The following is a 25033-nucleotide window of genomic DNA, read 5'->3' on the forward strand; positions in this document are numbered from 1 at the left end:
GCATAAGAATAATCGCGGTGTTTTTGCAGCGGCGGTGAAAACCGCAAAGCTGCGTAAGAGACTGCAAGTATGAATAGAAAGGAAAATTTATCATGGAAATCACAAAAGCAACCACGATGGGCGAGATGCTTCAGTATGATATGGGTATTGCATATGTTCTGATGGAGGCAGGCATGCACTGTGTTGGCTGTCCGTCTTCGATCGGTGAGTCTCTGGAGGAGGCCTGCATGGTACACGGTCTGAACGCAGACGAGGTTATGGCAAACATCCAGGAGTACCTGAACGCAAAGAAAGAGTCTGAGCAGGCTGAATAATTCAAATTTTAGATTTTAATAAAATTCTGGATAAAAAGACGCTGTGTACGAAGTAATGAGGCTTCAGCATAGCGTCTTTTTCGTTGTTTTATAGGAAAGAACGCCTCATAAAGCAAGAGTGAAAAATGCTCGGATTGTTGTTTAGAGACTGAAAATTGTGTAAAAATAGTATACATTACAGAATTGACGTGATAAAAAGAACCCGTTATAATTGCGATAAAAATATTTTTACTTTTTTTCCGGGAGAGAGACTAAAACATATAACCGGATAAAAGCGGGTAGCTGATAGAGTACATAGAGATACAATGGAGGGATGGGAGTATGTTCAGTAAGCGTGAGTATGAATACGTGATGGAAATTGCGAAGGAAGGAAGTTTTTCAAAAGCAGCCCAGAAACTCTATATTTCCCAGCCGGCGCTCAGCGGTGCGATTAAAAAGATTGAGAAAGAGTTATATGGGATCTCGCTTTTTGACCGGAATGTGAACCCGGTGGCACTGACCCCGGCGGGGCAGTATTATCTGGAAAAAACGCGGAAGATATACGAGCTCAGCAATGAGATGGAGCAGCATTTTGCAGAGCTGGCGGGTATCCGTTCCGGTGTGATTAACATCGGAAGCTCCGGATATTTCTGTGCGTATTTTCTTCCGGAGGTGATCCGGGGCTATTGCAGACTGAATCCAAAGTGCCGGATCAACGTGACGGAGACGGATATTTCAGGGATGGATGCGGGGCTTAGAACCGGGCAGTTTGATATCACGATGGATGTCGAGGCACTCGACCCGGAGATGTTTGAGAGTGTGACGCTGGGGTATGAGTATATGATTATGGCGGTTCCTGCTTCCTTTGCTGTGAATGAGAAGCTGAAAGAGTTTCAGATCTCCAGGGAATCAATCCTGGAGCGGAGTTTTCTGGATGAAGCGGTGCGTGCGGTGGACCTTTCCAAAGTCTCGAAAGAACCATTTCTGATGCTGAAAAAGAATCAGGATTCTTATAAAAGGAGTATGGATATCTGTGCCCACGCTGGTTTCGAGCCGAAGGTGATTATGTATTTTGATCAGCTTCAGACTGCCTATAATGTGGCGCGGAGCGGACAGTCCGGTATCATCTTTTTTAGGGATGCACTGCTGAAATACACAGAGAAAACGGAAAAACTCTGTTATTACAAGATTGGCGATCCGCTGGCAAAGCGTGCAATCCTTTTGTCGATGAAGCGCTATCCGGGCGTGGGGGCAACAGTGGATGATTTTATCAAATACATTCTACTGGCTAAAAAATAGTTTAAAATTTCATAAAATATTGATAGGAATCTGCTTATAGAGCCATATTTAAAAGTGACTTGGATTTTTATCAGATAAAATGCTAGAGTATATCCCGTAGCTGAAAAAATAGAAACTCGGATGCAGAGCCTGGGCGGCGGCTATTCCCATGACTGTGCGAAAGCGATTGCACTGGTGCCGTTTTTCAAGGCTGCATATTAAAATAAGTGTTCAAATTCTCAGTGCCATGGACAGGCATAAGGATTCTCCTATGGACATCAAACATACTACTAGAATGATTAACTTATAAAAGCCATAATAAAACGATTATATATATTTAAAATCATACGTCTGGAACAGGCATTTCCACTTCCTCCAACTACAAGGAAAGCCTGTATCCAGGCGTATTTTCGCTTATTAGGGAAGGTCAAGTATCATTTTAGACACGTTATGGTCCATAACCATTTACCTATACGTCCATATTCGAAAGAGAGTTGGAACATTTTTGGTGGGAATGGTAAAGTAATGTCAGAAAGAAACAGAGAGCTTCAAGAGGTTGGGTTTCAGACGCTGAAACAAAATGAAAAGAAACAGACAAATAGAACTTCTGAAGAAGCAATCTCTGACAGATAAAGGAGGAAACCATATGAGATTTGCAACTATCAAAGTGAACGGAACAGAAAAAGCCGGTATCGTCTTAAAGAATGGAGTGCTTCCGATTGAGGCACTGAATGCAGCAAAGGGAACTGCATGGGCCGAGGATGTCATGAGTCTCATCCAGAAGCAGCAGATTCCGGGACTGACAAAATGGTATAACGCAGGCGGCAAGGAAGAGCTGGAAAGTATTCCGGGACTGGTTCCGAGCGAGAAAGTTGTATACGGACCGCTCTACCGCAACCCGAAACGTATCTTTGGTATCGGCCTTAACTATGTAGACCATGCCGGAGACATCGGTTCTGCAGCTCCGAAGGGATTTCCGGGAAGCTTCTTCAAGCAGGCAGACACCCTGATTGGTCCGGGCGATGAAATCCTGCTTCCGAAGTTAAAAGAAGCACAGAAAACCACCGCAGAGGCTGAGCTTGGAATCATCATGGGCAAGGATTGCAGAGATGTATCCGAAGAAAACTGGCAGGATGCCATCGTCGGTTACACCACCATCCTTGATATGACCGAGGAATCCATCTTAAAGGGAAATGATTATGTAAGCGGCAATCCGAGATATTTAACTATCGTAAAGAACTTCCCGACCTTCTTCTCCTTCGGTCCGGAGCTTGTAACCCCGGATGAGGTACCGGATGTCAATGAACTTCTGGTTCAGAGTGTTCACAACGGTGAAGTTCATGCAGAAAACGTAGTAGCAAACATGACCCACAGACCGCCGCGTCTGGTATCCCTGCACAGCAGCATCCAGGGCTGGTACGCCGGAGACATCCTTTCCACCGGAACACCGAGAGCGTTCCACATCCAGGATGGCGATGTAGCAGAGTGCCGCATCACCGGACCGGACGGATTCGAGATGACACCACTTGTAAACCCGGTTGTTGATTTAAAGAAACATCCGGAGAAAGAAGCGTAAAAAATGAGATTTCATCCGTGATGGATGGAGATAAAAACGGGCTGCATGGTGATTTCCCCCAAATAGAATCACCTTGTAATATGTACCGGGGATGGCGTGAAAGCGCCATCCCAATTCCAAGAAACTGACACATATCAGATACATTTGGGAAATAAGATACTTCAAAAAAACGAAAAATTCAAAAAGAACATTCAAATCATTTTATATATTCATTTTAAGCAGGAGGTAGCAACATGGATTTAGGATTAAAAGACAAAGTAGTTCTCTGTATGGCATCAGCAGCCGGACTTGGCAAGGGAATTGCAACCGAGATGGCAAGAGAAGGTGCAAAGGTTATGATTTGTACCGCAGAACCGTTTAAAGATCAGCTTCTGGAAGCACAGGCTGAGATTGAGAAAGAAACCGGAAACCGTCCGGAGACCTTCCTCTGCGATGTTAACAAGGCGGAGGACATCGAGGCACTTGTAAAACACACCGTTGAAACACTGGGCGATATCTACGCACTCGTAAATATGTGTCCGGGTCCGAAGCCGGGACCGTTCGTAAGCTTTGATGATGCGGCATGGGAGGGTGCTTTTGAGATGTGCCTGCTCTCCTACGTAAGAACCATCCGTGCGGTACTCCCGTCCATGAAACGTCTCGGCGGCGGCCGTATCGTAAACTCAACTTCTTCTTCCGTTAAGGACTGCCTGGACAACCTGATTCTTTCCAATACCATGAGAATGGGCGTTGTCGGCATGAGCAAGACCCTGGCGAGTGAGGTCGGCAAAGACAATATCTTAGTCAATGTCATTGGACCAGGTCGTATCGGCACCGCAAGAATTGAGAATCTGAACAAGATGCGTGCAGACAAGGCTGGCATCAGCGTAGCAGATTACGAGAAGGAAGACCTGAAGAAGTTCCCGATGGGACGCTACGGCACCATCGATGAATACGGACGTCTGGCTACATGGCTGTGCTCCGAGGCAAATACATACGTATCTGGTCAGACCATCCTGTTAGACGGTGCGATGACAAGAGCATACTAATTGCAAAACATGGCAAAGATGCATTTCCGGAATGCAGGACATCCGGAAGAGTTCACGGAAGGCATGTTTTGCAGGTGAATTGGGAAATTTACCCGGAACTGCAGATACCTCTCTCCCGGAGGACATTTGGGGAAATGAAATCTGGGAGAGAATATAGCATAGAGGAGGTTGTTTAAAGCAGGCACTTTTGAAATAGAAAGTGCTGTGAAACAACATGGTGGTCACATATGTGTGAACAGTAAGTGAGGGTATTGCATAAGAAGGGGAATATTCATGAAAGAAAAAAAGAAATTGAGCTTGGCGACAAAGACGTTCATCGGTTTTGGCCTTGGTATTGTCATCGGACTCGTATTTGGAGAAAAAGCAACCATTGTAAAACCTCTGGGAACCATCTTTTTAAATATGATTAAAATGATTGTCGTTCCGATGGTATTCTTTTCCATCACAGCGGGAGTCGCGAGCTTAGGAGACTTGAAAAAGCTTCGGAACATTGGCGTGAAGGTGGTTGGACTGTATGCGCTGACATCTGCACTCTGTGTAGGATTAGGGCTTATCATGGCAAACATCATCAATCCAGGAAAAGGATTTGATTTAACCGCGTTATCACAATCGACTGATTATGAGGCGCAGGCGATGCCGAGTATCATTGATACGTTAATCGATATGTTCCCATCCAACATTTTCACTTCTTTTACCAACACAAATATGCTGCAGATTATCGTATTTTCGGTATTCTTAGGCGTAGCACTTATCATGATGGGAAAAGAGGGGGAACGCCTTTTAGCAGGTGTACAGAGCTGTGCCAATGCAATGTATAAAATCACAGCCATTGTTATGGAGTTTTCTCCGATTGGTGTATGTGCACTGTTAGCAGATTCAGTTGGTGCATATGGTCTGAAAATCTTTGGACCGCTCGGAAAGCTGATTCTCACGGTTTATGCTTCCGATGTAATCCTTGTTTTACTGATGTATATTCCGATGGTAGCGCTTCTGGCAAAGTTCCCGGTAAAGAAATGGCTGCAGGGTATCTGGAAAGTATGGGTTGTAACGGCCAGCACCACCAGCAGCAGCGGTTCTCTTCCGATCACAACCTCTGTTACGAATGATGAGTTTGGCGTATCTTCCGAGTTATCATCGTTCTCCCTGCCGCTTGGCGCAACCATCAACATGAATGGTGGATGTATCTACTATGCAGCGGCTATCGTAATGACGGCACAGATTTATGGAATGAACCTGACACCGTCCGCATTGGTAAACATTATTATTTCTACTGTATTAGTAGCTATGGGCTGTCCGGGTGTTCCGGGAGGCGCGATCATCATGACCACGATTCTTCTGACGAACATGGGACTTCCGCTGGAGATTGTAGGTCTGATTGCCGGTATCTTCCGACTGATTGATATGGCAAATACAACCTTTAACGTAACCGGTGATGTGGTAACCACTATGGTGGTAGCACGCAGCGAGGGCATGATGCATACGCTGGAAACTGGTGCGGAAACCGAGACAAAGGCAGCGTAAGGGCTGGAGAACAGAAAAACGGAATTCCGGCCGGCTACCAGGAAAAATAAAATATTCTTGGAAAAGTGTCAGCAGATGCGGACCAATGAGAATCTGAGAGTATATGCAGAATGAAAAGGAGATTTTATTATGGATAAATTATTCGCAAAAAGAATGGATGAACTGGTTCCGTCTGGAATCCGTAAAGTAAACGAAAAGGCGCTGGCAATGGAGCGCGCAGGAGAGACGGTCATTCACTTTGAGTTAGGACGTCCGGATTTCGATACACCGGAATACATCAAGAATGCCTGCATCGAGGATATCAAAAAAGGCGATGTATTCTATACTTCCAACTTTGGTACCATGGAGCTGCGGGAGGCGATTGCCTGGAAATTAAAGACGCAGAACAATGTAGAGTACAAACCGACTGAGATCATCGTCAGTGTAGGTCTTTCCGAGGCAGTTTTTGATGTCATGGCAGCAATTCTCGACGAGGGCGATGAGGTTCTGGTTCCGAATCCGGGCTGGTTAAACTACTTAAATGTTCCGAAGCTTCTGGGCGCGGTTCCGATTACCTATACACTGAAAGAGGAGAATGATTACCAGATTGATCTGGATGAGATTCGTGCAAAGGTTACCCCACGGACCAAGGCACTCGTTCTTATCACTCCGAGCAATCCGACCGGCGGTGTGCTGGCAGAGGATGTGCTGAAAGAACTGGCAGAGATTGCTGTGAAGAACGATATCATGATTATATCAGATGAGGTATATGAGAGACTGTTATACGATGATGCAAAACACATCAGCATCGCCTCTCTTCCGGGCATGAAGGAGAGAACCATCACATTAAACGGCTTCTCCAAAGCATACTCCATGACCGGCTGGCGTCTCGGCTACGCAGCCTGCAGCGAAGAGATTGTCAAGACTGTCAATAAGCTGCATCAGCACGTGGTTACCTGTGCAAGTTCCTTCGTACAGAAAGCCGGCGTCGTAGCGCTGAAAGAAGAGAAGAACGAAGTAGCAGACATGGTAAAAGAGTATCAGAGACGCCGCGACTATGCAGTTAAAGCAATCAACGAGATCGACGGACTGAGCTGCCGCTGCCCGAAGGGTGCGTTCTACATCTTCATCAACATCGAAAAACTCGGCATGAGTGGACAGGAATTTGCCCCGTTGCTTCTTGAAAATGCCAAGGTAGCAATGGTACCGGGCGATGTATTCGGAAGCGAAGGCGACCACTATATCCGTATGTCCTTTGCAAACAGCTATGAGAATGTTGTTGAGGGATGCAAGAGACTGAAGGAATTTGTGGAGAAGATTCGTAAGTAATTTTAGAATTATAGAGAAATAGACTTCATACAACCTAATACACATATAAAAAACTTGAGCAGGTTGTCATATCCAGAAGGTGTGGCAACCTGTCTGCGTATTATTTTGCTTTACAGTTTGTCCTTTACAGATGTTTGTCAATGACTGGAGACATGATCCTTCAACTTGAACAGTTCTTAAGAGGAAGAGAACTGCAAATGCTGTATAGGAGCAAGCTTATAGAAAGATCGCTTTGCAAAAAAATTATTATAATGACAAAACAGGAGGGGAACAAACAAATGAAAAAAGTCATGTATGTAGAACGAGAAAGAGACGAACACGGGATGTATGATGGCATTTCAGATGCGATGAAAAATCTGGATACAGAACTGGTTATTTCATTGGATCCGAAGGTGGTTGAAGAGTGCGATGGCATCTTGTTTCCAGGCGGTCTTCCGGATGTGGACCCGGCTCTCTATGGGGAAGAGAACCAGGGCAGCAAAAATCTGGACCGGGAACTGGATGAGCTTCAGCTTGCAGTTGTGGACGCGGCCGTTAAGGCTAAAAAACCAATTTTAGCGATTTGCCGAGGAATGCAGCTTGTCAACATATATTTTGGAGGAACCATTATCCAGGATCTGGAAAAAGGCAATATGCATACATATGAGTCAGGTGAAATTAAGCTGCATAATACGATTAATATCCGGAGAACACCGTTTGAGCTGATGTATGGGGCGAGCGGAATTGTAAACTCTGCACATCATCAGGCGGTTAAGAAGCCGGGAAAGGGATTTAAGATTGGCCAGGTATGGTTTTCCGGAATCCTTTCAAAAGAAGAAAAAGAAGAATGGATGAGAAAAATTGAAAATGAAGAAAAAGTTGAAGTGGAGTGTAAACGAAGCTGCATTATAGAGGGAATGGTCCATAAGGAACTTCCGATTATCGCGGTTCAGTGGCATCCGGAACTGATGCATGCGGATCCGGTTAGTGGAACGTTGGATCAGGATCGGATGTTTGTATATTTTGCATCTATGTACGAGTAATAAGAAAGCAGAGCTTATTAAGAAGGGAGATACGTATGGCAATCTATAATGCAATTATGGCGTTTACTGGGTGGATGTGGACACTTCCGATGCTGATTGTTCTGATTGGCGGAGGTCTGGTTATCACGGTCGCCTGCGATTTTGTACAGATCAAGCATTTTGGACATATGCTTAAGACAACCTTTGGAGATGCAGCACATCATAAGGATGAATCAGGTATTTCCAGCTGGTCGGCTATGGTGGCTACACTGGCCAACACGATCGGAACAGGAAACATCATTGGTGTCGGCAGCGCAATTGCACTGGGTGGATCGGGAGCTGTCTTTTGGATGTGGGTGATTGGATTTATCGCGATGGCTTTAAAATATGCGGAGGCTCTGCTGGGCGTTTACACACGGCAGAAAGATGAAAATGGACAGTGGCGTGGCGGAGCCAATATTTATCTGGCGAAGATATGGAAACCGCTTGGATGGATTTGGGCGGTATCCTGTTGCTTTGGTATGGGAATTGGCTGCGGCGTACATACAGGAGCCATTACATCATCCGTTGCTACGTTTGGCGTCCAACCAATGATTACAACCATTATCTGCTGCGTGATTATTATTGCAGTTCTCCTGGGCGGATTAGGTGCCCTGGTAAAGGTAACCGATAAACTGGTCCCGACGATGGCATTTATTTACATGGCAGCGGGAGCAATCCTGATTATTTTAAATATTCAAAATTTTGTTCCAGCATTTGTATCTATCTTTACGAACGCATTTACCGGAACGGCAGCAACCGGCGGATTTGCAGGAGCGGCGCTCTCAGCTACGATTAAAAATGGATGCGCAAGAGGTGTTTATTCGAATGATGGCGGAAACGGAAGTGCAAGTATCCTTCATGCCCAGGCGAATACCAATGAACCGGTAAAACAGGGAATGTTCGGTATTTTTGAAGTATTCATGTGTACGATGGTTATCTGTACATTCAGTGCGATGGTTATTTTGGTAACTGGAACATGGACAACAGGTGCTCCGGGTTCTGTCCTTGCAATCAATGCATTTGGCACGATTGGCTTAATCGGAAGACTGGTAGCTTCCATCAGCTTGATTTTGTTTGCAGCATCCTCGGCGTTATCCATGTCAACTTCTTCCGGAATTCTGGCAGAGAACCTGCTCGGTAAAGCAGCCAGAAAAATAATGCAGGTGCTGGTAGTTGTATTTTGCTTCTTAGGCGGAACGGTTGGTGTAGATGCAGCTCTGCCGTGGGTAGATGTCGGAAATATGATTATAATTTTAGTTCATGTCATTGGCATTATGTTCTGGGTTCCGAAAATGCGGGAACTGACACTTGATTACTTTAAACGTCTGAAAAATGGGGAAGTAGAGGCGTAAGAGGATGATTTTGTGGATGGTTGCAGTGTAATCGGCACTATTGAAATGCAAAAACGTGTAAACTTGAAAGTATTAGTATTAAATAAATGGTAGATGGAAAGATGACAAACTTTGTTGCAGTACTGACGATTAAAAGCGGGAAAAGAAGTGAATACGCAGCGGAACTCAGACGCTTGCAGCTGATTGAAAACTTCCGCAAGCAAAAGGGTAATATTTATTATCAGATTGGTGAATCGATCACGGACTCTGATAAAATGGTAGTATCCGATGCCTGGGAAAAGGAGGCTGATTTTAAAGCGCATTGCAGCTCTGAACTGGTTCAGAATGAGTGGAATGAGCTTTATAAAAAATATGTAGAAGCAGAAGTATCAGATGTCTATGAAAAATAAAGGCCGGTAAATGGTAAAGCTGAAGGACATTTAGGATAGAATTACCTAAATGTCTTTTGGCTGCTCCGGAAATAGGGGGCAGAGTATTGATATATATTCAAGCATGGAGGAAGAGTTTGTGAATAAGAAAATTGTAATTTTAAATGGAAGCCCGAGGGAAAAGGGAAATACAGCTGCATTAGTAAATGCATTTTCAAAAGGCGCCGAGGAGGCCGGAAATACCGTCCGGATTTTCCGGCTTGGAAAGATGGAGATCCATGGCTGTAAAGGATGTTTTGGAGGAAAAAATGAGGAAGAATATCCCTGCGTCCAAAAAGATGATATGCAGCAGATTTATCAGCCGGTGAAAGAGGCAGATGTCGTTGTTATGGCATCACCGCTATATTATTGGAATATGAGTGGGCAGCTCCGGACGGCAGTGGATCGTTTGTTTGCACTTGAAGAAGGAAATAAAAATTACCTTCGCGGCAATAAGTCATCTGCACTTCTGATGGCAGCGGAAGGAAATGGGTTTGAGGATGCGGTGGTATATTACGATCACCTGATGGAACATTTAAGATGGAAAAATCTGGGCCATGTCCTGGCGGGCGGCAATATGATGCCGGGAGACGTTGACGGGAAAAAAGAAGTGGAACAGGCATATGAATTAGGAAAAAGCATTTAATTTATGTCTATTGCTGCCCATTTTCGGAAAATAAACGGTTCAAAGGCATATTTGAATGGAAGAGCGGAGTGAAGAGCACAAACGCCGGCCATCACTTTTTAGAAGAAAAGCCAGGATGGCGTTTGTGGGTATGAAATTATAGCCGATGCTTGTCACCCCAGTCACACATTCCGTCTAAAATGGGAATCAGGGACTTTCCGCGCTCGGTTAAGCTGTATTCTACTTTTGGAGGAATTTGTGGGTATTCTTCGCGATGAATTAATTGATCCATTTCAAGTTCTTTTAGGGTAGAACTAAGTGTTTTGTAAGAAATTCCACCGATATACTTTTTCATTTCATTGAAACGGACGACACCAAATTCCATCAGGGTATAGAGGATGGTCATTTTGTATTTTCCGTTGATTAATGACAGTGTGTAGCTAAATCCAGTGGTTTCCAATTGTTCTTTTGATATGCAGCGGGCCTCCATTTTACACTCTCCTTTTGGTTAGTATTGCACTTTTATGTGCGTACTTGTTCTTTTGATTATTATTGATATAATTATAATATAGTTATTAAGTAAAGTCAATTTGAACCGAAAAGAATGTGCGGATGGATGTCCTCTTACATGAACAGCTTGGACACCGCGAAAGAAAATAAACATATAAGGCAAATTGCTTTACATAAAATTAAAATGTATTCATTAAGGAGGAAACGATTATGAGAGCAGAATTAAAAGAGTACCAGGCGGTAGAAGAAGCAGCAATGAAATTTGTTAAGAGTGTCGCAGAGGGAAACAGTAAATATGCGAAAGAGCTGTTTACCGATGAAGCGGTTCTGTTTGGCTATCTGGATGGAAAACTGGAGCATGGTTCGATTGAGCAGTTTTATCATAATGTAGATACCGTTCCTGGTGGAGACAATTTTAAAGCCCGCGTTGATGTACTTCTGGTAGAGGAATCACTTGCGGTTGTACGTGTTCTGGAAGAAGGCTGGGGCAATCGGATTGATTTCACAGATGTATTGCTTCTGTTAAAGATGAATGGTGAATGGAAGTGCGTAGCGAAAGCATACAATCAGAATTCCAACACGATTCAGCGGTAATTAAAAATAGTTGTTTGGATTTGGCGCAGCGGTTCTTGTAACTGCTGCGCATATTTTGGATGATAGGAAACTTTTTAATCATACCGAAATAGAAAGTGAGGAAAAGATGAAAAAGCTTTGTAGTAAACCCATATCTATTTCTAATGCCAACCTATATGATGATTCAGTGGATATTATGATGATGGCATGGAAGAGCAGTGCAGGATTGATGAAAAAGTGATGAGCAGGCTGCCACATGGAGGGAGATGTGGCAGCCTGTTTGGAACATGGCAAAAGAGTATATTGACCTACTATATGAATTCGAAAATATGGTCAAAGGACTGGAGCTGGATCAAGAGGAAGTTTAAGCAGAAGAAGCAAATGCGAAAAGCACATGAAAGACATTTGGGAACAATAGAAGACTTTCATGTGCTTTTTGTGCTTAATAGAGCCTATGGCTTTATTCTTTTATTTTGTTTGCTTCCAGATTCCGGTAATACTCCTTCACCATATCGATAAAATCCTTCGCGTGTGGTGAAATAATGCTGTTCTTCTTATATAAAAGCAGCAGCGGCACGCTGAACGGTGGATTGTCTACGGTGAAGAATGCAAGCTGCTCCACGTGGGCAGTGTGGCGGATTCCGCCTTCCGGGAGGAAAGTGATGCCGAACCCTCTTGCCGCCAGGTTGACCGAAGTCGTACTGCTGGTGGTGTATAGGGCATCCTTTGGTTCCATATTCATCTTGGCAAAGAGGTTTTTCATGGCGTGTCCCATGACCTGATCCTCCTGCAGCAGGATGAAGCGTTCCCGGCGCAGCTTTTTCATGTCGATTGGAAGCGGATGGTCCGGAGTGCCTGCTTCCAGACCGCGGATAGCCGGATGGTCCTTGCTGGCTACCAGAAGGAGGCGCTCATTGAAGACGGTGTCATAGACGAAATCATCCAGATTGAGCGGCATATTCATCAGGGCGAAATCGATCTGATCTTCCTGTAACAGCTTGGAGAGCTGAGCGGTGTGGTGTTCACGTAAGGTGATGCGGACATCCGGGTGGCTTTCAGAGTAGCTTGGCAGGATATCCGGCAGCAGGACGGATCCGCGCCACAGCGTCATGCCGACATTCAGAGTACGGCTGCGTCCCGTTTTCAGCTCGCCGAGCTGTTCCTCAAACTGCCCGGTCAGGACTCCGACACTTTCCAGATAACGCATATAGATTTTTCCTGCCTCAGTTAGTTTGAGTGGCATATGGCTGCGATCGAAGAGCTTGACGCCTAATTCTTTTTCGGTTCGTGCGATACACTGGCTTAAATATGGCTGTGACAGATATAATTTTTCAGCCGCTTTGGAAATGCTTCCCTCACGGACGGTGGTAATAAAATACTCCGGGTTTTTAATATACATTTTTCCGCCTCCATTTGGCTTAATTAGCCTTTGCTTTATAGGACTATTTTTAAATGCTTATATTATTGTAAAAAAACAATATTTATATTCTCGTTCCGGGGATGGTATTTCAAGTTGATGCGTGTTATATTATAGCCATCAGGAAAAAACAAGAGTTTTCACTTAGAAGTATCCTAATAATATATAATAATATTACAATAGCGATATGTCAAGTGAAGAACCGACCTGATTCTATACCAATCCCTTGTATGTATAAGTATTGACAGGTATCCGTTACCAGTTTATTTCTTTTTATTTATGTAAACCCTATTGCATCAACCCTCCATGTGCGGTCAGAAGCCAATGACAGCACTACAGCAGTTATCCGAAGATTCCCTCTTGGAGGATAACATGCGTTTCCACGGAATTGCTGCCGATTGGGTAACGGATTTCAAGGCAGAAGTGGAGCAAAGATTTAATAAAAAACCGTTTAGTCAGGAGTTGACCCCTCCTAGCTGGACGGTTTTTTATTGTCTGGATAAGTAAGGTGGAATAGCTTGAGCACATTATATACCCCATTTTCAACTAGGTTTTTTCAAAAACCCGCTCATTCTTGCTTGTATTTTTTCAATTTTCCTATATAATAATAAAGAACGTAGATGAAGCTTTTACCTTTATTGCTACAAACTATGTACGCAGCAAATGTTTACAGGCGGGGAGTTCCTGCCGTGAGATTCCGTGTGATACAATCACAATAAAGGCAGGCGTGCATACACTAAGAAGAAAGGCGGATTTATTAGTTATGAAACAGTTGATTTATCTGGACAATGCGGCGACAACCAAAACGCGTCCGGAAGTAGTGGAGGCAATGCTCCCGTATTTTACGGAGTATTACGGCAACCCGTCTTCCGTTTATGAATTTTCGGCAGAGCCGAAGAGAGCGATTGCACAGGCTCGCGAGACGATCGCGAAAGCGCTGGGCGCAAAGTCCAACGAGATTTACTTTACCTACGGCGGCACGGAGTCTGATAACTGGGCGCTGATTTCTACAGCAGAGGCATATCAGGCAAAGGGCAAGCACATTATCACGACCAAGATTGAGCACCATGCGATTCTGCACACCTGTGAGTACCTGGAGCAGAGAGGCTTTGAGGTTACTTATCTGGATGTAGATGAGTTCGGTGTTGTTAAATTAGACGAGCTGGAGAAGGCGATCCGTCCGGACACCATCCTCATCTCTGTTATGTTTGCAAACAATGAGATCGGTACGATTGAGCCGATCAAGGAAATTGGTGAGATTGCGAAGAAACACGGCATTTTATTCCACACCGATGCGGTACAGGCATTTTGTCATGTTCCGATCAATGTAGATGAGTGCCATATCGATATGCTCAGTTCCAGCGCCCACAAGTTAAATGGACCGAAGGGAACCGGCTTCCTTTATATCCGTACCGGATTAAAGACTCGTTCCTTCATCCACGGCGGCGCACAGGAGCGTAAACGCCGCGGCGGTACCGAGAATACGGCTGGTATCGTAGGATTCGGCAAGGCAGTTGAGATTGCGATGGCGACGATGGAAGAGCGCACAGCAAAAGAAAAAGCGATGCGTGACCACCTGATCGAGCGTGTATTAAAAGAAATTCCATTTGCACGCCTCAACGGACATCCCTCCCAGAGACTTTCCAACAATGCAAACTTTGCATTCCAGTTCATCGAGGGTGAATCCATGCTGATCATGCTTGACATGGAAGGCATCTGTGGTTCCAGCGGTTCTGCATGTACCTCCGGATCCCTGGATCCGTCCCATGTACTTCTGGCGATCGGACTGCCGCATGAGATTGCACACGGTTCCCTGCGTCTGACCCTGTCAGCCGAGACAACCATGGAGCAGATTGATTTCACGGTAGACTGCTTAAAGAAGATTGTAGAACGTCTTCGTTCTATGTCTCCGCTGTATGAGGATTACATTAAGAAACATCCGCAGCAGTAAGATTTAGACATTTTAAGCAAAATGAACATCCACAGTGAATGAAGATATAGAGAGGAAATACCCGATGTATTCAGAGAAAGTAATGGATCATTTCCAGCATCCGAGAAATGTAGGCGAGATTGAAAATGCCAGTGGTATGGGTACCGTCGGCAACGCAAAATGCGGTGATATTATGCGTATTTACCTGGATATCGATGACAACCAGATTATCCAGGATGTAAAATTTAAAACATTTGGCTGCGGTGCAGCCGTTGCGACCAGCAGCATGGCGACCGAGATGGTAAAAGGAAAAACCATCCAGGAAGCGATGGAAGTTACCAACAAAGCCGTTATGGAGGCACTGGACGGACTTCCGCCAGTTAAGGTACACTGTTCTCTGCTCGCAGAGGAGGCAATTCACGCTGCTCTCTGGGATTATGCTCAGAAGAATGGCATTGAGATCAAAGGACTCGTAAAACCGAAGACGGATATCGGCGAGGAAGACGTCGAAGAAGAGTATTGATGAAAAAGAAAAAAGTAGTAGTCGGCATGTCAGGAGGAGTTGACTCCTCCGTGGCTGCCTGGCTTTTAAAAGAACAAGGATACGATGTGATCGGCGTCACAATGCAGATCTGGCAGGATGAGACGAATGTAGAGCAGGAAGAGCACAGCGGCTGCTGTGGTCTGAGCGCTGTCGATGATGCCAGACGGGTTGCGGAACGGCTTGAGATCCCGTATTACGTGATGAACTTCAAAAAAGAGTTCAAAGAAAATGTCATGGATTACTTTGTACAGGAATATCTGGACGGACACACGCCGAATCCGTGTATTGCCTGTAACCGATATGTAAAATGGGAGTCCCTTTTGCAGAGAAGTCTGGAAATTGGGGCTGATTATATTGCAACGGGACATTATGCGCGCGTGAGAAAGCTGCCGAATGGCCGCTATGCGATCTGCAAGTCTGCGACGGCGGCGAAAGATCAGACCTACGCGCTTTATAACCTGACCCAGCATCAGCTTGCACACACTTTGATGCCGGTCGGCGAATATACGAAAGACAAGATTCGAGAGATGGCGGAGGAGATTGGACTTCCGGTGGCACACAAGCCGGACAGTCAGGAGATCTGTTTCGTGCCGGACAACGATTATGCAAAATTTATCGAGGAAAATAGTAATTGCCGGATTGACGAAGGCAATTTTGTAGATAAGTACGGCAATATTTTAGGTCATCATAAAGGAATTACCCATTATACAGTGGGACAGAGAAAGGGCTTAAATCTGGCACTTGGTCATCCGGTGTTCGTGACGGAGATCCGTCCGGAGACGAACGAGGTTGTGATCGGGGAAAATGAGGACGTCTTTTCTAACCGCCTGACCTGCCGGAACCTCAACTGGATGGCGATTGAGGATCTGGACGATCAGGAGATGCGCGTCAGTGCGAAGATTCGTTACAGCCACAAAGGGGCATCCTGTACGATCCGCAAGATTGGCGAAGATCGGGTGGAATGCGTATTTGATGAGCCGCAGAGAGCGGCGACGCCGGGACAGGCAGTCGTTTTTTATGACGGCGAATATGTCGTAGGCGGCGGTACGATCGAATAATTTAGAAATGAAAGAAGATTTTAATTGGGCAGAAATCTCTGTCGGCATCAAAGTTGTGCTGCGATGCGATTGATTGGAAACAGTGAATGCGCGGATCATGGAGAGGTTAGAATCTTCTGTAAGATTGGAGTTTTTTGTAAATGGCAAGAGGAGAAAGCAGAAAAAGAAAGCCAGGCACACCGGATTACCGGAAACGTTTCTGGGCGGCGGTGACCGCGATTGTGGTCGCGGCGGGTTCCATTGGCGTAAGCCATGCGGGATTTACCCTTCCGAATCAGGCACAGAAGCAGGTGCAGATGGCGGCTGCTGAGACAGAACCGGCGGAACAGACAGCGAAGAAACAGGTGCCGAATGCGGCAAAGCAAAGTCTGGAGCTGGAAGATGCACAGGGCATTCAGGAGGCGGATGCAGCGGCGGTTGCGGATCAGAGCGAGCTGGAGAGTGACAAAACGACGGCGAGCGGCTTCCGGAGTGTCGACGAGACAGTGTATGCGACTGAGAACCTGCTCAACGTGCGTTCGGGCTGTGGAACGGAGTATGAGATTGTGACACAGCTGAATCAGGGCGACAGCGTGCAGCGCGTCGGTATCGGAGACGGCTGGAGCGAGGTGCTTTATAAGGACAAGAGCTGTTTTATCCGTTCCGAATACCTGACGACGACCGAGCCGGGCAGTGAGGAAGCGACGGTCACAGCGCAGGGGGCAGAAGCGGATGCACAGGGTGCACCGGTGTCCAACGGACGTATCGTAGCGATCGACGCGGGACATCAGGCAAAGGGCAATCCGGACAAAGAACCAGTCGGACCGGGCTCCTCGACCATGAAGGCGAAGGTGGCTTCCGGCACCGAGGGCGTATCGACGAAGCTGCCGGAATATGAGCTGACTTTATCAGTTTCGAAGAAGTTAAAACGGATTCTGGAAGAGAGAGGCTATCAGGTCGTCATGATCCGGGAGTCCAACGATGTCAACTTAAGCAATGCGGAGAGAGCGGAGATCGCCAACAAGAGCGGCGCCTCCATTTTCGTCCGGATTCACGGTAATTCGTTGGATAACACGACGGTCAACGGTACTCTTTCCATGTGCCAGACGGCGTCCAACCCGTACAACGGCGGGCTTCACGCGGCAAGCTATTCTCTTTCCAAGAAGATCACGGACTCTGTCTGCGCGGCAACCGGCTTCAAGAACCGCGGTGTGCAGGAGACAGACAGCATGAGCGGCATCAACTGGTGTAAGATACCGGTTTCCATTGTCGAGATGGGCTTTATGAGCAACCCGGAAGAAGATCAGAAGATGGCACGGGATGATTATCAGGAATTGATTGCCGGGGGAATTGCGAACGGAATTGATGCGTATTATCAGTAAATAGTGAAAAAAACAGATGACAAAAGTCAAAATATCATGTATAATAGTATAGGTGTTTCGAAGAGAAACACCTAATATCTGGAGACGTAGCGAAGCGGCCGTAACGCGGCGCACTCGAAATGCGTTTGTCGGTTCATCCCGGCACGAGGGTTCGAATCCCTCCGTCTCCGCTTCCTGGGGATCCTTGTAAATACAGGGATCCCCTTATTTTATTTCATAGGAAATTGCGTCCTATGAAACAAAAAATGCTCCGCGAGGATGTGCACTTGCGCGAAGCAGAAACATGTCGCAAGCGAAAAAGAGCTGCCACGTTTTGAGTGACAGCCCTTGATTGGCAAATTTATGGATTTTTACCGTACCTTCGTATCTTCCGCATAAAACTCCGCATAAGCATCCTGCAAAGTCTTCAGCGTCTTCGGATCTTTTCCTCCGATTGGTTTTCCATCGAGTTCAACGGCCTGGATGCAGAGCCCGCCGGAGCTGCTGACAATGATTTCGTCGGCGTCTGCCAGTTCCTGCATGGTAAATGGTGCCTCGCTGGTCGGGATGCCGTTTTTCTCAGCTAACATCAGCAGATGTTTTAACGTGATGCCCGGAAGAATCAGATTATCTCTCGGTGGGGTGCAGAGAACGCCGTCCTTGATGATTAAGATATTGCTGTGGGCGCATTCGGTGACGCGTTCGCCGCGGTGGAAGACCGTTTCCTGGCAGCCCTGTTCGATGCAGCGCTGGTAAGCGATGACACTTGGAATCAGGTTCAGCGTCTTGATGTTGCAGTGCAGGAAACGGGTGTCCTCCATCGAGATCAGGCGGAAAGTCTTATCAAATGGAATCAGGTCGCACGGAACAGTAAAAATCATCAGATTTGGTTTTACGGAAGCAGGTGGAAACTGATGTCCACGATAGGTAGTTCCGCGGGAACACTGCCAGTACAGCATACCGTGGTCAATCTCATTGGCATCGATGCATTTCTGCAGCTCGGCACGCAGTTCTTCGCGCGACATTTCAAACGGGATTTCCAGCAGCTTGCAGCTGTTGTAGAAACGGTCGAGGTGGTCGTCTGCGGCAAAAATGTTGTTGTTTGCAAAGGTGGTGGCATCGTAGCAGCCATCTCCAAAATAAACGGCGCGGTCCAACATCGGGATTTTCATTTCCTCGAGGGGGCCGATTTCTCCATTGTAATATCCGACATATTTCATTGCATATACTTCCTTTCTATGTTGATTCGAAAATACCTCGTCAAGTGTTTACATTATACCACATCCGTCTATAAGATGAAATCTCCCACAGGCGGATGTGTTCTTATCATTACATATTTATTTGTCTTTATGTTTAATAATCTTATATCCGCCTACCAGCAGCGTCGGCAGCAGGTAGAAGAGGATAAATCCGTAAGACAGGTACGAATAGCCCTGCTCGATCAAGGTGACAACGCCGACGCGGGATAATACGAGTGCAGCGATCAGCGTGATGACCGTAATCAGACCGCGGTTTGTATCGGACAGCTTGGCAGCGCCCTTTTCCTCCATGGCAACGTCGAAACGGTCGATGATCATGTGGATGCAGCCAGTTGCCGTCTCAACCAGCGTCCAGCCCATAACGAGACTGAACAGTGCCATCAGTGCCGGTCCGCCGTTGACTGCCTTGATCATTTCCATCCACGGGGTTGTGACATCCGCGCCGACGATGGAGGTGTCACCGTAGAAGCACATCATCGCAAAGTAAGACAAAAACCACGGAATAACCATCAGAAGACCGGCGATCAGACCGGAAATAAAGGTTTCTTTCCGTTTGGTCTGGCGTGTCAGGGAGAACATGCCCATCGGGATGGAATTGATGTTGTAGGCAACATACAGAATACCGGTGTAAATGCACAGCGGAACAGTGACAGAGCCGTCGTAGGTGCTGGTGTCCATCGTGCTGAATACATGGGAAATGTTGCCGCCCTTGTTGACGAGTACCAGAATTGTAAACAGAATATAGCCGCCATACAGTAAAATAGTACCGATCGATTCAAATTTCTCGATCATCTTGGAACCCTTAAAGTTCAAGAGTCCGCAAATCAGAACGATCACAACGGAGCCGAGAATATTCGGAAGTCCGACCTGCTCGAAAATACTTCCAGTTGCGGCTGCCATAACGGCAATCAGCAGAATCGCGATGAGGACAGTTAAAATATCCATCATCGGCCAGAGCGGTCCAATGACCTGCTTGATATAGTTTTTATAATCGTAAACCTTGTAGATCCGGCAGATCTCAAAGGTCAGGAAGGCAAACAGGGCAAAACCGATGCCGATCGTCAGTCCGGAGATCCAGCCCATCGCTCCGAATTTCGCACCGTAAGAATAAATCTCACGTCCGGTTGCATAGCCGCCGCCAATCAGAACCGATTGCAACAGGACGCCCGGCAGAATGTACTTGGCGTATGTGCCTTCGTAGAAATTTTTGAATTGTTTCATACCTTTCACTCACTTTCTTTTGTTGACTATTAAAAATTATAAAGGATGAATGAAAAACTTGCCAATAGAAAGAACAGATATTATAATAAGGGAAACTTATAACAAAACAGGAAAAGCCAGATCGAAAGCCCGTAAATTGGGCGGCATGATTCATTTTTTTTGCTCGATCGAAAAGACGCGATTACATATAGGATCATAGAAATGGGGAAATGAGATGAATTTAAAACAAATGGAATATTTTGTGGCGGCGGCGGAGCAGCTGAATTTTACGCGGGCGGCGAAAAAATGTTTTATTTCGCAGACAGCGATGACGCTGCAGATTCAGTCGTTGGAGGAGAAGATCGGGGTGCCGCTTTTTGTGCGGGACAAGCACCATGTCGAGCTGACGGCGGCGGGAAAGGTATATCTGAACGAGGCGCGGGCGATTCTGGTCCGCGCCGAGGAGGCGGCAAAGCTCGCGCGGACGGCAGCGGAAGGCGTAGCTGGGGAGCTGACGATCGGATTTATCCGGGGATATGAGCAGAGCCGTTTTTCGGAGACGCTCAGAAGTTTTCATGAGGCGTACCCGAATATTTCGATTCATCTGCTGCGGGAAAATATGAGCGCGCTCTATGAGCTGTTAGATAATGGAACCTGCGATCTTGCGTTTAATCTGTCTCTGTACACGCAGAATTACGAGGATTTAAAGCATCGGTTCCTCAAACGGTTTCCGATGATGGCGGTTCTTTATCCGGGGCATACGCTGGCGGGAGAGAGCCATCTGATGTACCGTGATCTGGCGCGGGAAGACTTTATCATCATGCAGCCGCAGGGGCGTTCCAACGATGAGGCGGAAGAAGTATTGATTTGTTACAATAAGGGCGGTTTTATACCGAATATCGTGGCGCGTGAACGGGAGGTACAGACGGTGCTTCTGGAGGTGTCAGCGGGATTTGGCGTGGCGATTCTCCCGGAATATGCCGTCCGCCATTATCGGAATGCGCGGAATCTGGTGGTGGTTCCGCTTCTCCGCGCGGACGGCAGTACGGAAGAACTTGATTTTGAGATCGCATGGCGTCAGAGCAACCCGAATCCGGCGATTGAAAAGCTGCTGCAGTGGGTGGAAACGCATGAGTACGTGGAGTAAGTAATTGGTTTTAAGATAATTAGTAAAAATAAAAACGGGCATATCGCAGAGTCTTTGTTTGAAGGGATTCAAGAATCTTGCGGTATGCCTGTTTTTGGATGGATGATAAGATTTTTAGTAAAATGGGAAAATAACCGTCAGCATCCACTTAAATGCCTCTGGCGCAAACACCGCGTGCGGCTTTTTCGCCGGCATGACGAGCACTTCACCGGCATGAACGAGATGCTCAACGCCGTCAACGGTAAAACGTCCGGTGCCTTCCAGAACCGTTACCATCGCATCGCCGGTGGAATCGTGGGTGGAGATCTCCTCGCCCTTTGCGAATGCGAACAGGGTAACGCTGACCGCCTCATTCTGCGCCAGTGTCTTGCTGACGATCTGACCGTCTTCGGCATTTACCAGACTGGTTAAAGTCTGAACTTTTTCATGGGTGATGTTTTTGATATATGGGTATTCCATGGTGTTCCTCCTCCATAATAAAAGATTTATAGTTGTTTATAATGTGCAGATTCTCAGAAAAAGGGTTAATCTAAGATCCTTCCATCAATCGAAATCGTCGTCACCTGCCACGGAATGAATTTTCCGCTTGCCTGCAGGGCTTTTTTCACGGCGTGCTCGATACCGCCGCAGCACGGAACCTCCATGCGGACAACGGTCACGCTCTTGATGTCGTTGCTGCGGATGATTTCGGTCAGCTTTTCGGAGTAGTCGATGCTGTCAAGCTTTGGACATCCGATCAAAGTTATTTTACCATGGATAAAGTCCTGATGGAAGCGGCTGTATGCGTAAGCGGTACAGTCGGCAGCGACCAAAAGTTTGGCACCGTCGAAATACGGGGCGCGGATCGGGGCTAATTTGATCTGAACCGGCCAGTTGGACAGAGCGCTTATTGGGGTGTTTTCTGAATGGTCACAAGCAGCGGATTCAGAAAAATTGTCATGTGTGATAGCGGAAGCAGCACTGCCAGGACCGCCTGTGGATGTGGCTGCTGAGGATGCATGGGAAGCAGCTGTGTCAGGACGTTTCAGGAAACGGCTCATGGATCCAGGACATCCGCCAAATGCCGGTGTCGCCGGTTTTGCTTCGGAACGTGCGGATGTGTTTGCCGCTGCGTTTGCCTCTAATACCTGCTTTGCTTTGCGTGCTGCCATGTGGACCTGGACTGCCGCCTCATCGTAAGCTGCCGCCTCGCGCTCGACAAAGGAGATCGCGCCAGTCGGACAGGCTGGCAGACAGTCGCCCAGACCGTCACAGTAATCATCTTTTAAAAGGGTTGCTTTACCGTCCACCATGCCGATCGCGCCCTCATGACAGGCGGAAGCGCAGAGACCGCAGCCGTTGCATTTTTTCTGATCAATTTCTACAATTCTTCGTACCATATAAATTCCTCGTCTTTCTTATTCATGTGCATCTGACCGATCTTCATACATGAAAGGATGAGATATGTCAGAACATCTATTTTGATTTTTTTTGTTTTCTTAAGTACATGATAAGTATAATCGTCCGGCATAGAAAAGTCCGTTGTTTTTACAACATTTTTGAAAAGTTATAATAGCTGGCGAGAGCTGTTATCCTCCCTTTACTTTCCCATATCCATGTACTATAATTAATACTTATATAGCCTGAGGATGCAAAGCTGGATTGATAAGATTCAGCGAGGGCAGTTCGATATGATTTGGTGGAATTGGTTGAATAAGTCATTTGACAGAGTGATCGGGCGGATGGGAATTATTAGAGTTTTAAAGAGGATTCATAGAGATAAAAATAGAAATAGAAAAGGAAAGAAAATCGGAGATTTCTTTCAAGAAAGGACAACACAAGATGAAATTTGCAAATAGAATGGACCGGTTTGGCGAGGGTGTGTTCTCTATGCTGGCACAGATGAAGAAGAAAAAGCTGGCGGAGGGAGAGACGATCGTCGATCTGAGCATCGGCGCACCGAATATTGCCCCCGCACCGCATATTTTAAAGGCGCTCAGCGAAGCCTGTCTGGTACCGGAAAATTACCTGTATGCAATTCAGGATCAGCAGGCACTTTTGGAGGCAGTGTCCGACTGGTATGCGCGCCGCTATGGAGTGGAGCTGAACCCGGAGACAGAGATTTGCTCTTTGCTCGGTTCCCAGGAGGGACTGGCGCACATCGCACTTTCGATCGTGGACGAGGGCGATGTGGTTTTGGTACCGGATCCGTGTTATCCGGTGTTTGCGGATGGTCCGTCTTTGGCGGGGGCAGAGCTTTACTATATGCCGCAGCGCGAGGAAAATCACTACATCATTGATTTGAAGGAAATTCCGGAGGAAGTCGCTCAGAAAGCGAAATTTATGATTGTTTCCTACCCGAACAATCCGACGGCGGTGCTGGCTCCAGACAGTTTCTATGAGGAATTGATTGCATTTGCAAAGAAATATGATATTATCGTTCTTCACGACAACGCCTACAGTGAGCTTGTGTTTGACGGAAGAACCTGCGGAAGTTTCCTGCGTTTTCCGGGCGCACGCGAGGTCGGCGTGGAGTTTAATTCGCTGTCAAAAACGTACGGATTGGCGGGCGCGCGCGTCGGCTTCTGTGTGGGAAATGAGGAAGTGGTCAGTCATCTGAAAACATTGAAATCCAACATGGATTATGGTATGTTCCTGCCGATTCAGAAAGCGGCGATCGCGGCGATCAGCGGTGACCAGAGCTGTGTGGCTTCGACGAGGGCGGCATATGAGAGACGGCGCGACTGTCTGTGCGACGGACTTGCATCCATCGGCTGGAAGATGGAAAAACCGGAAGGCACGATGTTTGTGTGGGCGCCGATCCCGGCAGGATTTACGGATTCACTGGAGTTTGTAAAGGCTTTATTTGAAAAAGCAGGTGTTCTGGTAACACCGGGCAGCGCATTTGGACCGTCGGGCGAAGGTCATGTGCGGATGGCGCTGGTGCAGGATGAGGATGCGATTGCGCTGGCGGTGCGCCGGATTGCAGAGAGCGGCATTTTACAATCCAATCAGTAAAGATATAAATCAATAGAAGATAGAATGGATACAGGAATTTATAGATGAATGTGGAAAAAAATATCCGGGGAAGACAGAGAGTCCTGGTGACGGTCTGGATCTGGCATATTGTTTTAATTTTATATATTTTGTTTATCTACTCCAATTCCATGCGTCCGGCAGTACAGTCATCGGCGGAGAGCGGACGGATCCTCCGGTTTTTGCAGAAGCTGGCAGCAGAGTCCGGAGTGGCTGTACCATGGCTGACCGAACATATTGTGCGCAAATGTGCTCATTTTATTGAATATACAGGGCTGGGAATGCTGCTTAGACAGAGTGATGCCTGTGTGCGCAGGAACCGGACTGTCTCAGAAAAAATGCGGATAGAGGATTTGGTTGATCGGGGAGATGGGACTGGGAGAATGTGTGCGCTGACACCGGACGGACATATATGGCTGGAAATCCATCGTATCGCTATTTTTGCGGTCCCGTTTCTGGATGAGACGATTCAGCTGTTTACCGAAGGACGTTCCGGGCAGATCAGCGATGTATGGCTGGATATGGCGGGAGCACTGACTGGAACGGTGCTGTATCTGGCAGCGAGGCGGATATATTTGCGAATAAAGAAAGAATGAAGATAGATAACAC

Annotated in this window: 25 protein-coding genes and 1 tRNA gene; 20 read left to right on the forward strand and 6 right to left on the reverse strand. The window is 46.7% G+C overall.

Annotated elements, in window-relative coordinates; all coding sequences use genetic code 11:
* Nucleotides 1–92 precede the first annotated feature (92 nt).
* The 10 genes from DW739_RS09675 to DW739_RS09720 all read left to right on the forward strand — a co-directional run bounded on the left by DW739_RS09675 (nt 93) and on the right by DW739_RS09720 (nt 10452).
* On the forward strand, nt 93–314 hold the full coding sequence (locus tag DW739_RS09675; RefSeq protein ID WP_107001272.1) for a DUF1858 domain-containing protein: 222 nt from the start codon (nt 93–95) through the stop codon (nt 312–314).
* Nucleotides 315–635: 321 nt separating this feature from the next.
* A complete protein-coding gene (locus tag DW739_RS09680; protein WP_117795998.1) occupies nt 636–1592 on the forward strand; it encodes a LysR family transcriptional regulator in 957 nt (318 codons plus the stop codon).
* Between the two features lie 625 nt (nt 1593–2217).
* Nucleotides 2218–3147, forward strand: coding sequence for a fumarylacetoacetate hydrolase family protein (locus DW739_RS09685; RefSeq protein WP_118742970.1), 930 nt, complete (start codon nt 2218–2220; stop codon nt 3145–3147).
* A 233-nt stretch (nt 3148–3380) separates the two neighbouring features.
* Nucleotides 3381–4175: an SDR family oxidoreductase gene (locus DW739_RS09690; RefSeq protein ID WP_107001269.1), complete on the forward strand. Its 795-nt coding sequence runs from the start codon at nt 3381–3383 to the stop codon at nt 4173–4175.
* Nucleotides 4176–4448: 273 nt separating this feature from the next.
* Nucleotides 4449–5696 (forward strand): dicarboxylate/amino acid:cation symporter, encoded by a 1248-nt coding sequence (locus DW739_RS09695; RefSeq protein WP_118742971.1) that lies wholly within the window; start codon nt 4449–4451, stop codon nt 5694–5696.
* Between the two features lie 129 nt (nt 5697–5825).
* Complete coding sequence (locus DW739_RS09700) at nt 5826–7004, forward strand: pyridoxal phosphate-dependent aminotransferase (RefSeq protein ID WP_107001267.1); 1179 nt, start codon at nt 5826–5828, stop codon at nt 7002–7004.
* Nucleotides 7005–7282: 278 nt separating this feature from the next.
* Nucleotides 7283–8026 (forward strand): gamma-glutamyl-gamma-aminobutyrate hydrolase family protein, encoded by a 744-nt coding sequence (locus DW739_RS09705; RefSeq protein WP_182427972.1) that lies wholly within the window; start codon nt 7283–7285, stop codon nt 8024–8026.
* 35 nt (nt 8027–8061) lie between these two features.
* Nucleotides 8062–9399, forward strand: coding sequence for an amino acid carrier protein (locus DW739_RS09710; RefSeq protein WP_118742972.1), 1338 nt, complete (start codon nt 8062–8064; stop codon nt 9397–9399).
* 101 nt (nt 9400–9500) lie between these two features.
* The gene (locus DW739_RS09715) at nt 9501–9788 is read left to right on the forward strand and encodes an antibiotic biosynthesis monooxygenase family protein (RefSeq protein ID WP_182427973.1); all 288 of its coding nucleotides are present in this window, start codon (nt 9501–9503) and stop codon (nt 9786–9788) included.
* Between the two features lie 118 nt (nt 9789–9906).
* Nucleotides 9907–10452, forward strand: coding sequence for an NAD(P)H-dependent oxidoreductase (locus DW739_RS09720; RefSeq protein WP_118652971.1), 546 nt, complete (start codon nt 9907–9909; stop codon nt 10450–10452).
* Nucleotides 10453–10588: 136 nt separating this feature from the next.
* Here DW739_RS09720 and DW739_RS09725 read toward each other — a convergent pair whose 3' ends face one another.
* A complete protein-coding gene (locus DW739_RS09725) occupies nt 10589–10921 on the reverse strand; it encodes a helix-turn-helix domain-containing protein (RefSeq protein WP_118570462.1) in 333 nt (110 codons plus the stop codon).
* 230 nt (nt 10922–11151) lie between these two features.
* Here DW739_RS09725 and DW739_RS09730 point away from each other — a divergent pair, with 230 nt between their 5' ends.
* A complete protein-coding gene (locus DW739_RS09730) occupies nt 11152–11535 on the forward strand; it encodes a nuclear transport factor 2 family protein (protein ID WP_118471828.1) in 384 nt (127 codons plus the stop codon).
* 10 nt (nt 11536–11545) lie between these two features.
* Nucleotides 11546–11755, forward strand: a complete 210-nt coding sequence (locus tag DW739_RS15000; protein WP_118471830.1) for a hypothetical protein — start codon at nt 11546–11548, stop codon at nt 11753–11755.
* Between the two features lie 219 nt (nt 11756–11974).
* On the opposite strand, the gene DW739_RS09740 is transcribed toward DW739_RS15000, so the two are convergent.
* A complete protein-coding gene (locus tag DW739_RS09740) occupies nt 11975–12913 on the reverse strand; it encodes a LysR family transcriptional regulator (RefSeq protein ID WP_118471832.1) in 939 nt (312 codons plus the stop codon).
* Nucleotides 12914–13694: 781 nt separating this feature from the next.
* On the opposite strand from DW739_RS09740, the gene nifS reads away from it, so the two are divergent.
* The 5 genes from nifS to DW739_RS09765 all read left to right on the forward strand — a co-directional run bounded on the left by nifS (nt 13695) and on the right by DW739_RS09765 (nt 17994).
* A complete protein-coding gene (nifS, locus tag DW739_RS09745) occupies nt 13695–14882 on the forward strand; it encodes a cysteine desulfurase NifS (protein ID WP_022358754.1) in 1188 nt (395 codons plus the stop codon).
* A gap of 64 nt (nt 14883–14946) precedes the next feature.
* On the forward strand, nt 14947–15384 hold the full coding sequence (gene nifU, locus DW739_RS09750; protein WP_022358753.1) for a Fe-S cluster assembly scaffold protein NifU: 438 nt from the start codon (nt 14947–14949) through the stop codon (nt 15382–15384).
* Complete coding sequence (gene mnmA / locus DW739_RS09755; RefSeq protein WP_118742973.1) at nt 15384–16463, forward strand: tRNA 2-thiouridine(34) synthase MnmA; 1080 nt, start codon at nt 15384–15386, stop codon at nt 16461–16463. The genes nifU and mnmA overlap by 1 nt, the downstream gene beginning before the upstream one ends.
* Nucleotides 16464–16603: 140 nt before the next feature.
* Nucleotides 16604–17824 carry an N-acetylmuramoyl-L-alanine amidase gene (locus DW739_RS09760; protein ID WP_118742974.1) on the forward strand — a complete coding sequence of 407 codons (1221 nt, stop codon included), beginning with the start codon at nt 16604–16606 and terminating at the stop codon, nt 17822–17824.
* Nucleotides 17825–17904: 80 nt separating this feature from the next.
* A tRNA-Ser gene (locus DW739_RS09765) sits at nt 17905–17994 on the forward strand.
* A gap of 180 nt (nt 17995–18174) precedes the next feature.
* Here the strand turns inward: DW739_RS09765 and DW739_RS09770 are convergent.
* Together DW739_RS09770 and DW739_RS09775 are read right to left on the reverse strand one after the other, a co-directional pair.
* Nucleotides 18175–19023, reverse strand: a complete 849-nt coding sequence (locus tag DW739_RS09770; RefSeq protein ID WP_107001264.1) for an aminotransferase class IV — start codon at nt 19021–19023, stop codon at nt 18175–18177.
* Nucleotides 19024–19140: 117 nt separating this feature from the next.
* A complete protein-coding gene (locus DW739_RS09775; RefSeq protein ID WP_107001263.1) occupies nt 19141–20283 on the reverse strand; it encodes a hypothetical protein in 1143 nt (380 codons plus the stop codon).
* Between the two features lie 214 nt (nt 20284–20497).
* Between DW739_RS09775 and DW739_RS09780 the strand changes: the two genes are divergently transcribed.
* On the forward strand, nt 20498–21409 hold the full coding sequence (locus DW739_RS09780) for a LysR family transcriptional regulator (RefSeq protein WP_118742975.1): 912 nt from the start codon (nt 20498–20500) through the stop codon (nt 21407–21409).
* 114 nt (nt 21410–21523) lie between these two features.
* Here the strand turns inward: DW739_RS09780 and DW739_RS09785 are convergent, their stop codons facing one another.
* A complete protein-coding gene (locus DW739_RS09785) occupies nt 21524–21868 on the reverse strand; it encodes a cupin domain-containing protein (protein WP_118493210.1) in 345 nt (114 codons plus the stop codon).
* A 65-nt stretch (nt 21869–21933) separates the two neighbouring features.
* Complete coding sequence (locus DW739_RS09790; protein WP_118742976.1) at nt 21934–22788, reverse strand: 4Fe-4S binding protein; 855 nt, start codon at nt 22786–22788, stop codon at nt 21934–21936.
* 442 nt (nt 22789–23230) lie between these two features.
* Here DW739_RS09790 and DW739_RS09800 point away from each other — a divergent pair, with 442 nt between their 5' ends.
* Both DW739_RS09800 and DW739_RS09805 read left to right on the forward strand, forming a co-directional pair.
* Nucleotides 23231–24406, forward strand: coding sequence for an aminotransferase class I/II-fold pyridoxal phosphate-dependent enzyme (locus DW739_RS09800; RefSeq protein WP_118742978.1), 1176 nt, complete (start codon nt 23231–23233; stop codon nt 24404–24406).
* A gap of 44 nt (nt 24407–24450) precedes the next feature.
* On the forward strand, nt 24451–25020 hold the full coding sequence (locus tag DW739_RS09805) for a VanZ family protein (protein ID WP_118742979.1): 570 nt from the start codon (nt 24451–24453) through the stop codon (nt 25018–25020).
* Nucleotides 25021–25033: the final 13 nt, after the last annotated feature.

This window comes from Clostridium sp. AM28-20LB, from assembly GCF_003480665.1.
Classification (GTDB): domain Bacteria; phylum Bacillota; class Clostridia; order Lachnospirales; family Lachnospiraceae; genus Otoolea; species Otoolea fessa.

Coding starts and splice junctions, on each gene's coding strand:
- DW739_RS09700 (WP_107001267.1), top strand. CDS start 5,826: ATGGATAAATTATTCGCAAAAAGAATGGATGAACTGGTTCCGTCTGGA.
- DW739_RS09780 (WP_118742975.1), top strand. CDS start 20,498: ATGAATTTAAAACAAATGGAATATTTTGTGGCGGCGGCGGAGCAGCTG.
- DW739_RS09710 (WP_118742972.1), top strand. CDS start 8,062: ATGGCAATCTATAATGCAATTATGGCGTTTACTGGGTGGATGTGGACA.
- DW739_RS09805 (WP_118742979.1), top strand. CDS start 24,451: ATGAATGTGGAAAAAAATATCCGGGGAAGACAGAGAGTCCTGGTGACG.
- nifU (WP_022358753.1), top strand. CDS start 14,947: ATGTATTCAGAGAAAGTAATGGATCATTTCCAGCATCCGAGAAATGTA.
- DW739_RS09730 (WP_118471828.1), top strand. CDS start 11,152: ATGAGAGCAGAATTAAAAGAGTACCAGGCGGTAGAAGAAGCAGCAATG.
- DW739_RS09785 (WP_118493210.1), bottom strand. CDS start 21,868: ATGGAATACCCATATATCAAAAACATCACCCATGAAAAAGTTCAGACT.
- DW739_RS09690 (WP_107001269.1), top strand. CDS start 3,381: ATGGATTTAGGATTAAAAGACAAAGTAGTTCTCTGTATGGCATCAGCA.
- DW739_RS09740 (WP_118471832.1), bottom strand. CDS start 12,913: ATGTATATTAAAAACCCGGAGTATTTTATTACCACCGTCCGTGAGGGA.
- DW739_RS09705 (WP_182427972.1), top strand. CDS start 7,283: ATGAAAAAAGTCATGTATGTAGAACGAGAAAGAGACGAACACGGGATG.
- DW739_RS09725 (WP_118570462.1), bottom strand. CDS start 10,921: ATGGAGGCCCGCTGCATATCAAAAGAACAATTGGAAACCACTGGATTT.
- DW739_RS09760 (WP_118742974.1), top strand. CDS start 16,604: ATGGCAAGAGGAGAAAGCAGAAAAAGAAAGCCAGGCACACCGGATTAC.
- DW739_RS09685 (WP_118742970.1), top strand. CDS start 2,218: ATGAGATTTGCAACTATCAAAGTGAACGGAACAGAAAAAGCCGGTATC.
- DW739_RS09775 (WP_107001263.1), bottom strand. CDS start 20,283: ATGAAACAATTCAAAAATTTCTACGAAGGCACATACGCCAAGTACATT.
- mnmA (WP_118742973.1), top strand. CDS start 15,384: ATGAAAAAGAAAAAAGTAGTAGTCGGCATGTCAGGAGGAGTTGACTCC.
- nifS (WP_022358754.1), top strand. CDS start 13,695: ATGAAACAGTTGATTTATCTGGACAATGCGGCGACAACCAAAACGCGT.
- DW739_RS09680 (WP_117795998.1), top strand. CDS start 636: ATGTTCAGTAAGCGTGAGTATGAATACGTGATGGAAATTGCGAAGGAA.
- DW739_RS09715 (WP_182427973.1), top strand. CDS start 9,501: ATGACAAACTTTGTTGCAGTACTGACGATTAAAAGCGGGAAAAGAAGT.
- DW739_RS09790 (WP_118742976.1), bottom strand. CDS start 22,788: ATGGTACGAAGAATTGTAGAAATTGATCAGAAAAAATGCAACGGCTGC.
- DW739_RS09770 (WP_107001264.1), bottom strand. CDS start 19,023: ATGAAATATGTCGGATATTACAATGGAGAAATCGGCCCCCTCGAGGAA.
- DW739_RS09800 (WP_118742978.1), top strand. CDS start 23,231: ATGAAATTTGCAAATAGAATGGACCGGTTTGGCGAGGGTGTGTTCTCT.
- DW739_RS09695 (WP_118742971.1), top strand. CDS start 4,449: ATGAAAGAAAAAAAGAAATTGAGCTTGGCGACAAAGACGTTCATCGGT.
- DW739_RS09675 (WP_107001272.1), top strand. CDS start 93: ATGGAAATCACAAAAGCAACCACGATGGGCGAGATGCTTCAGTATGAT.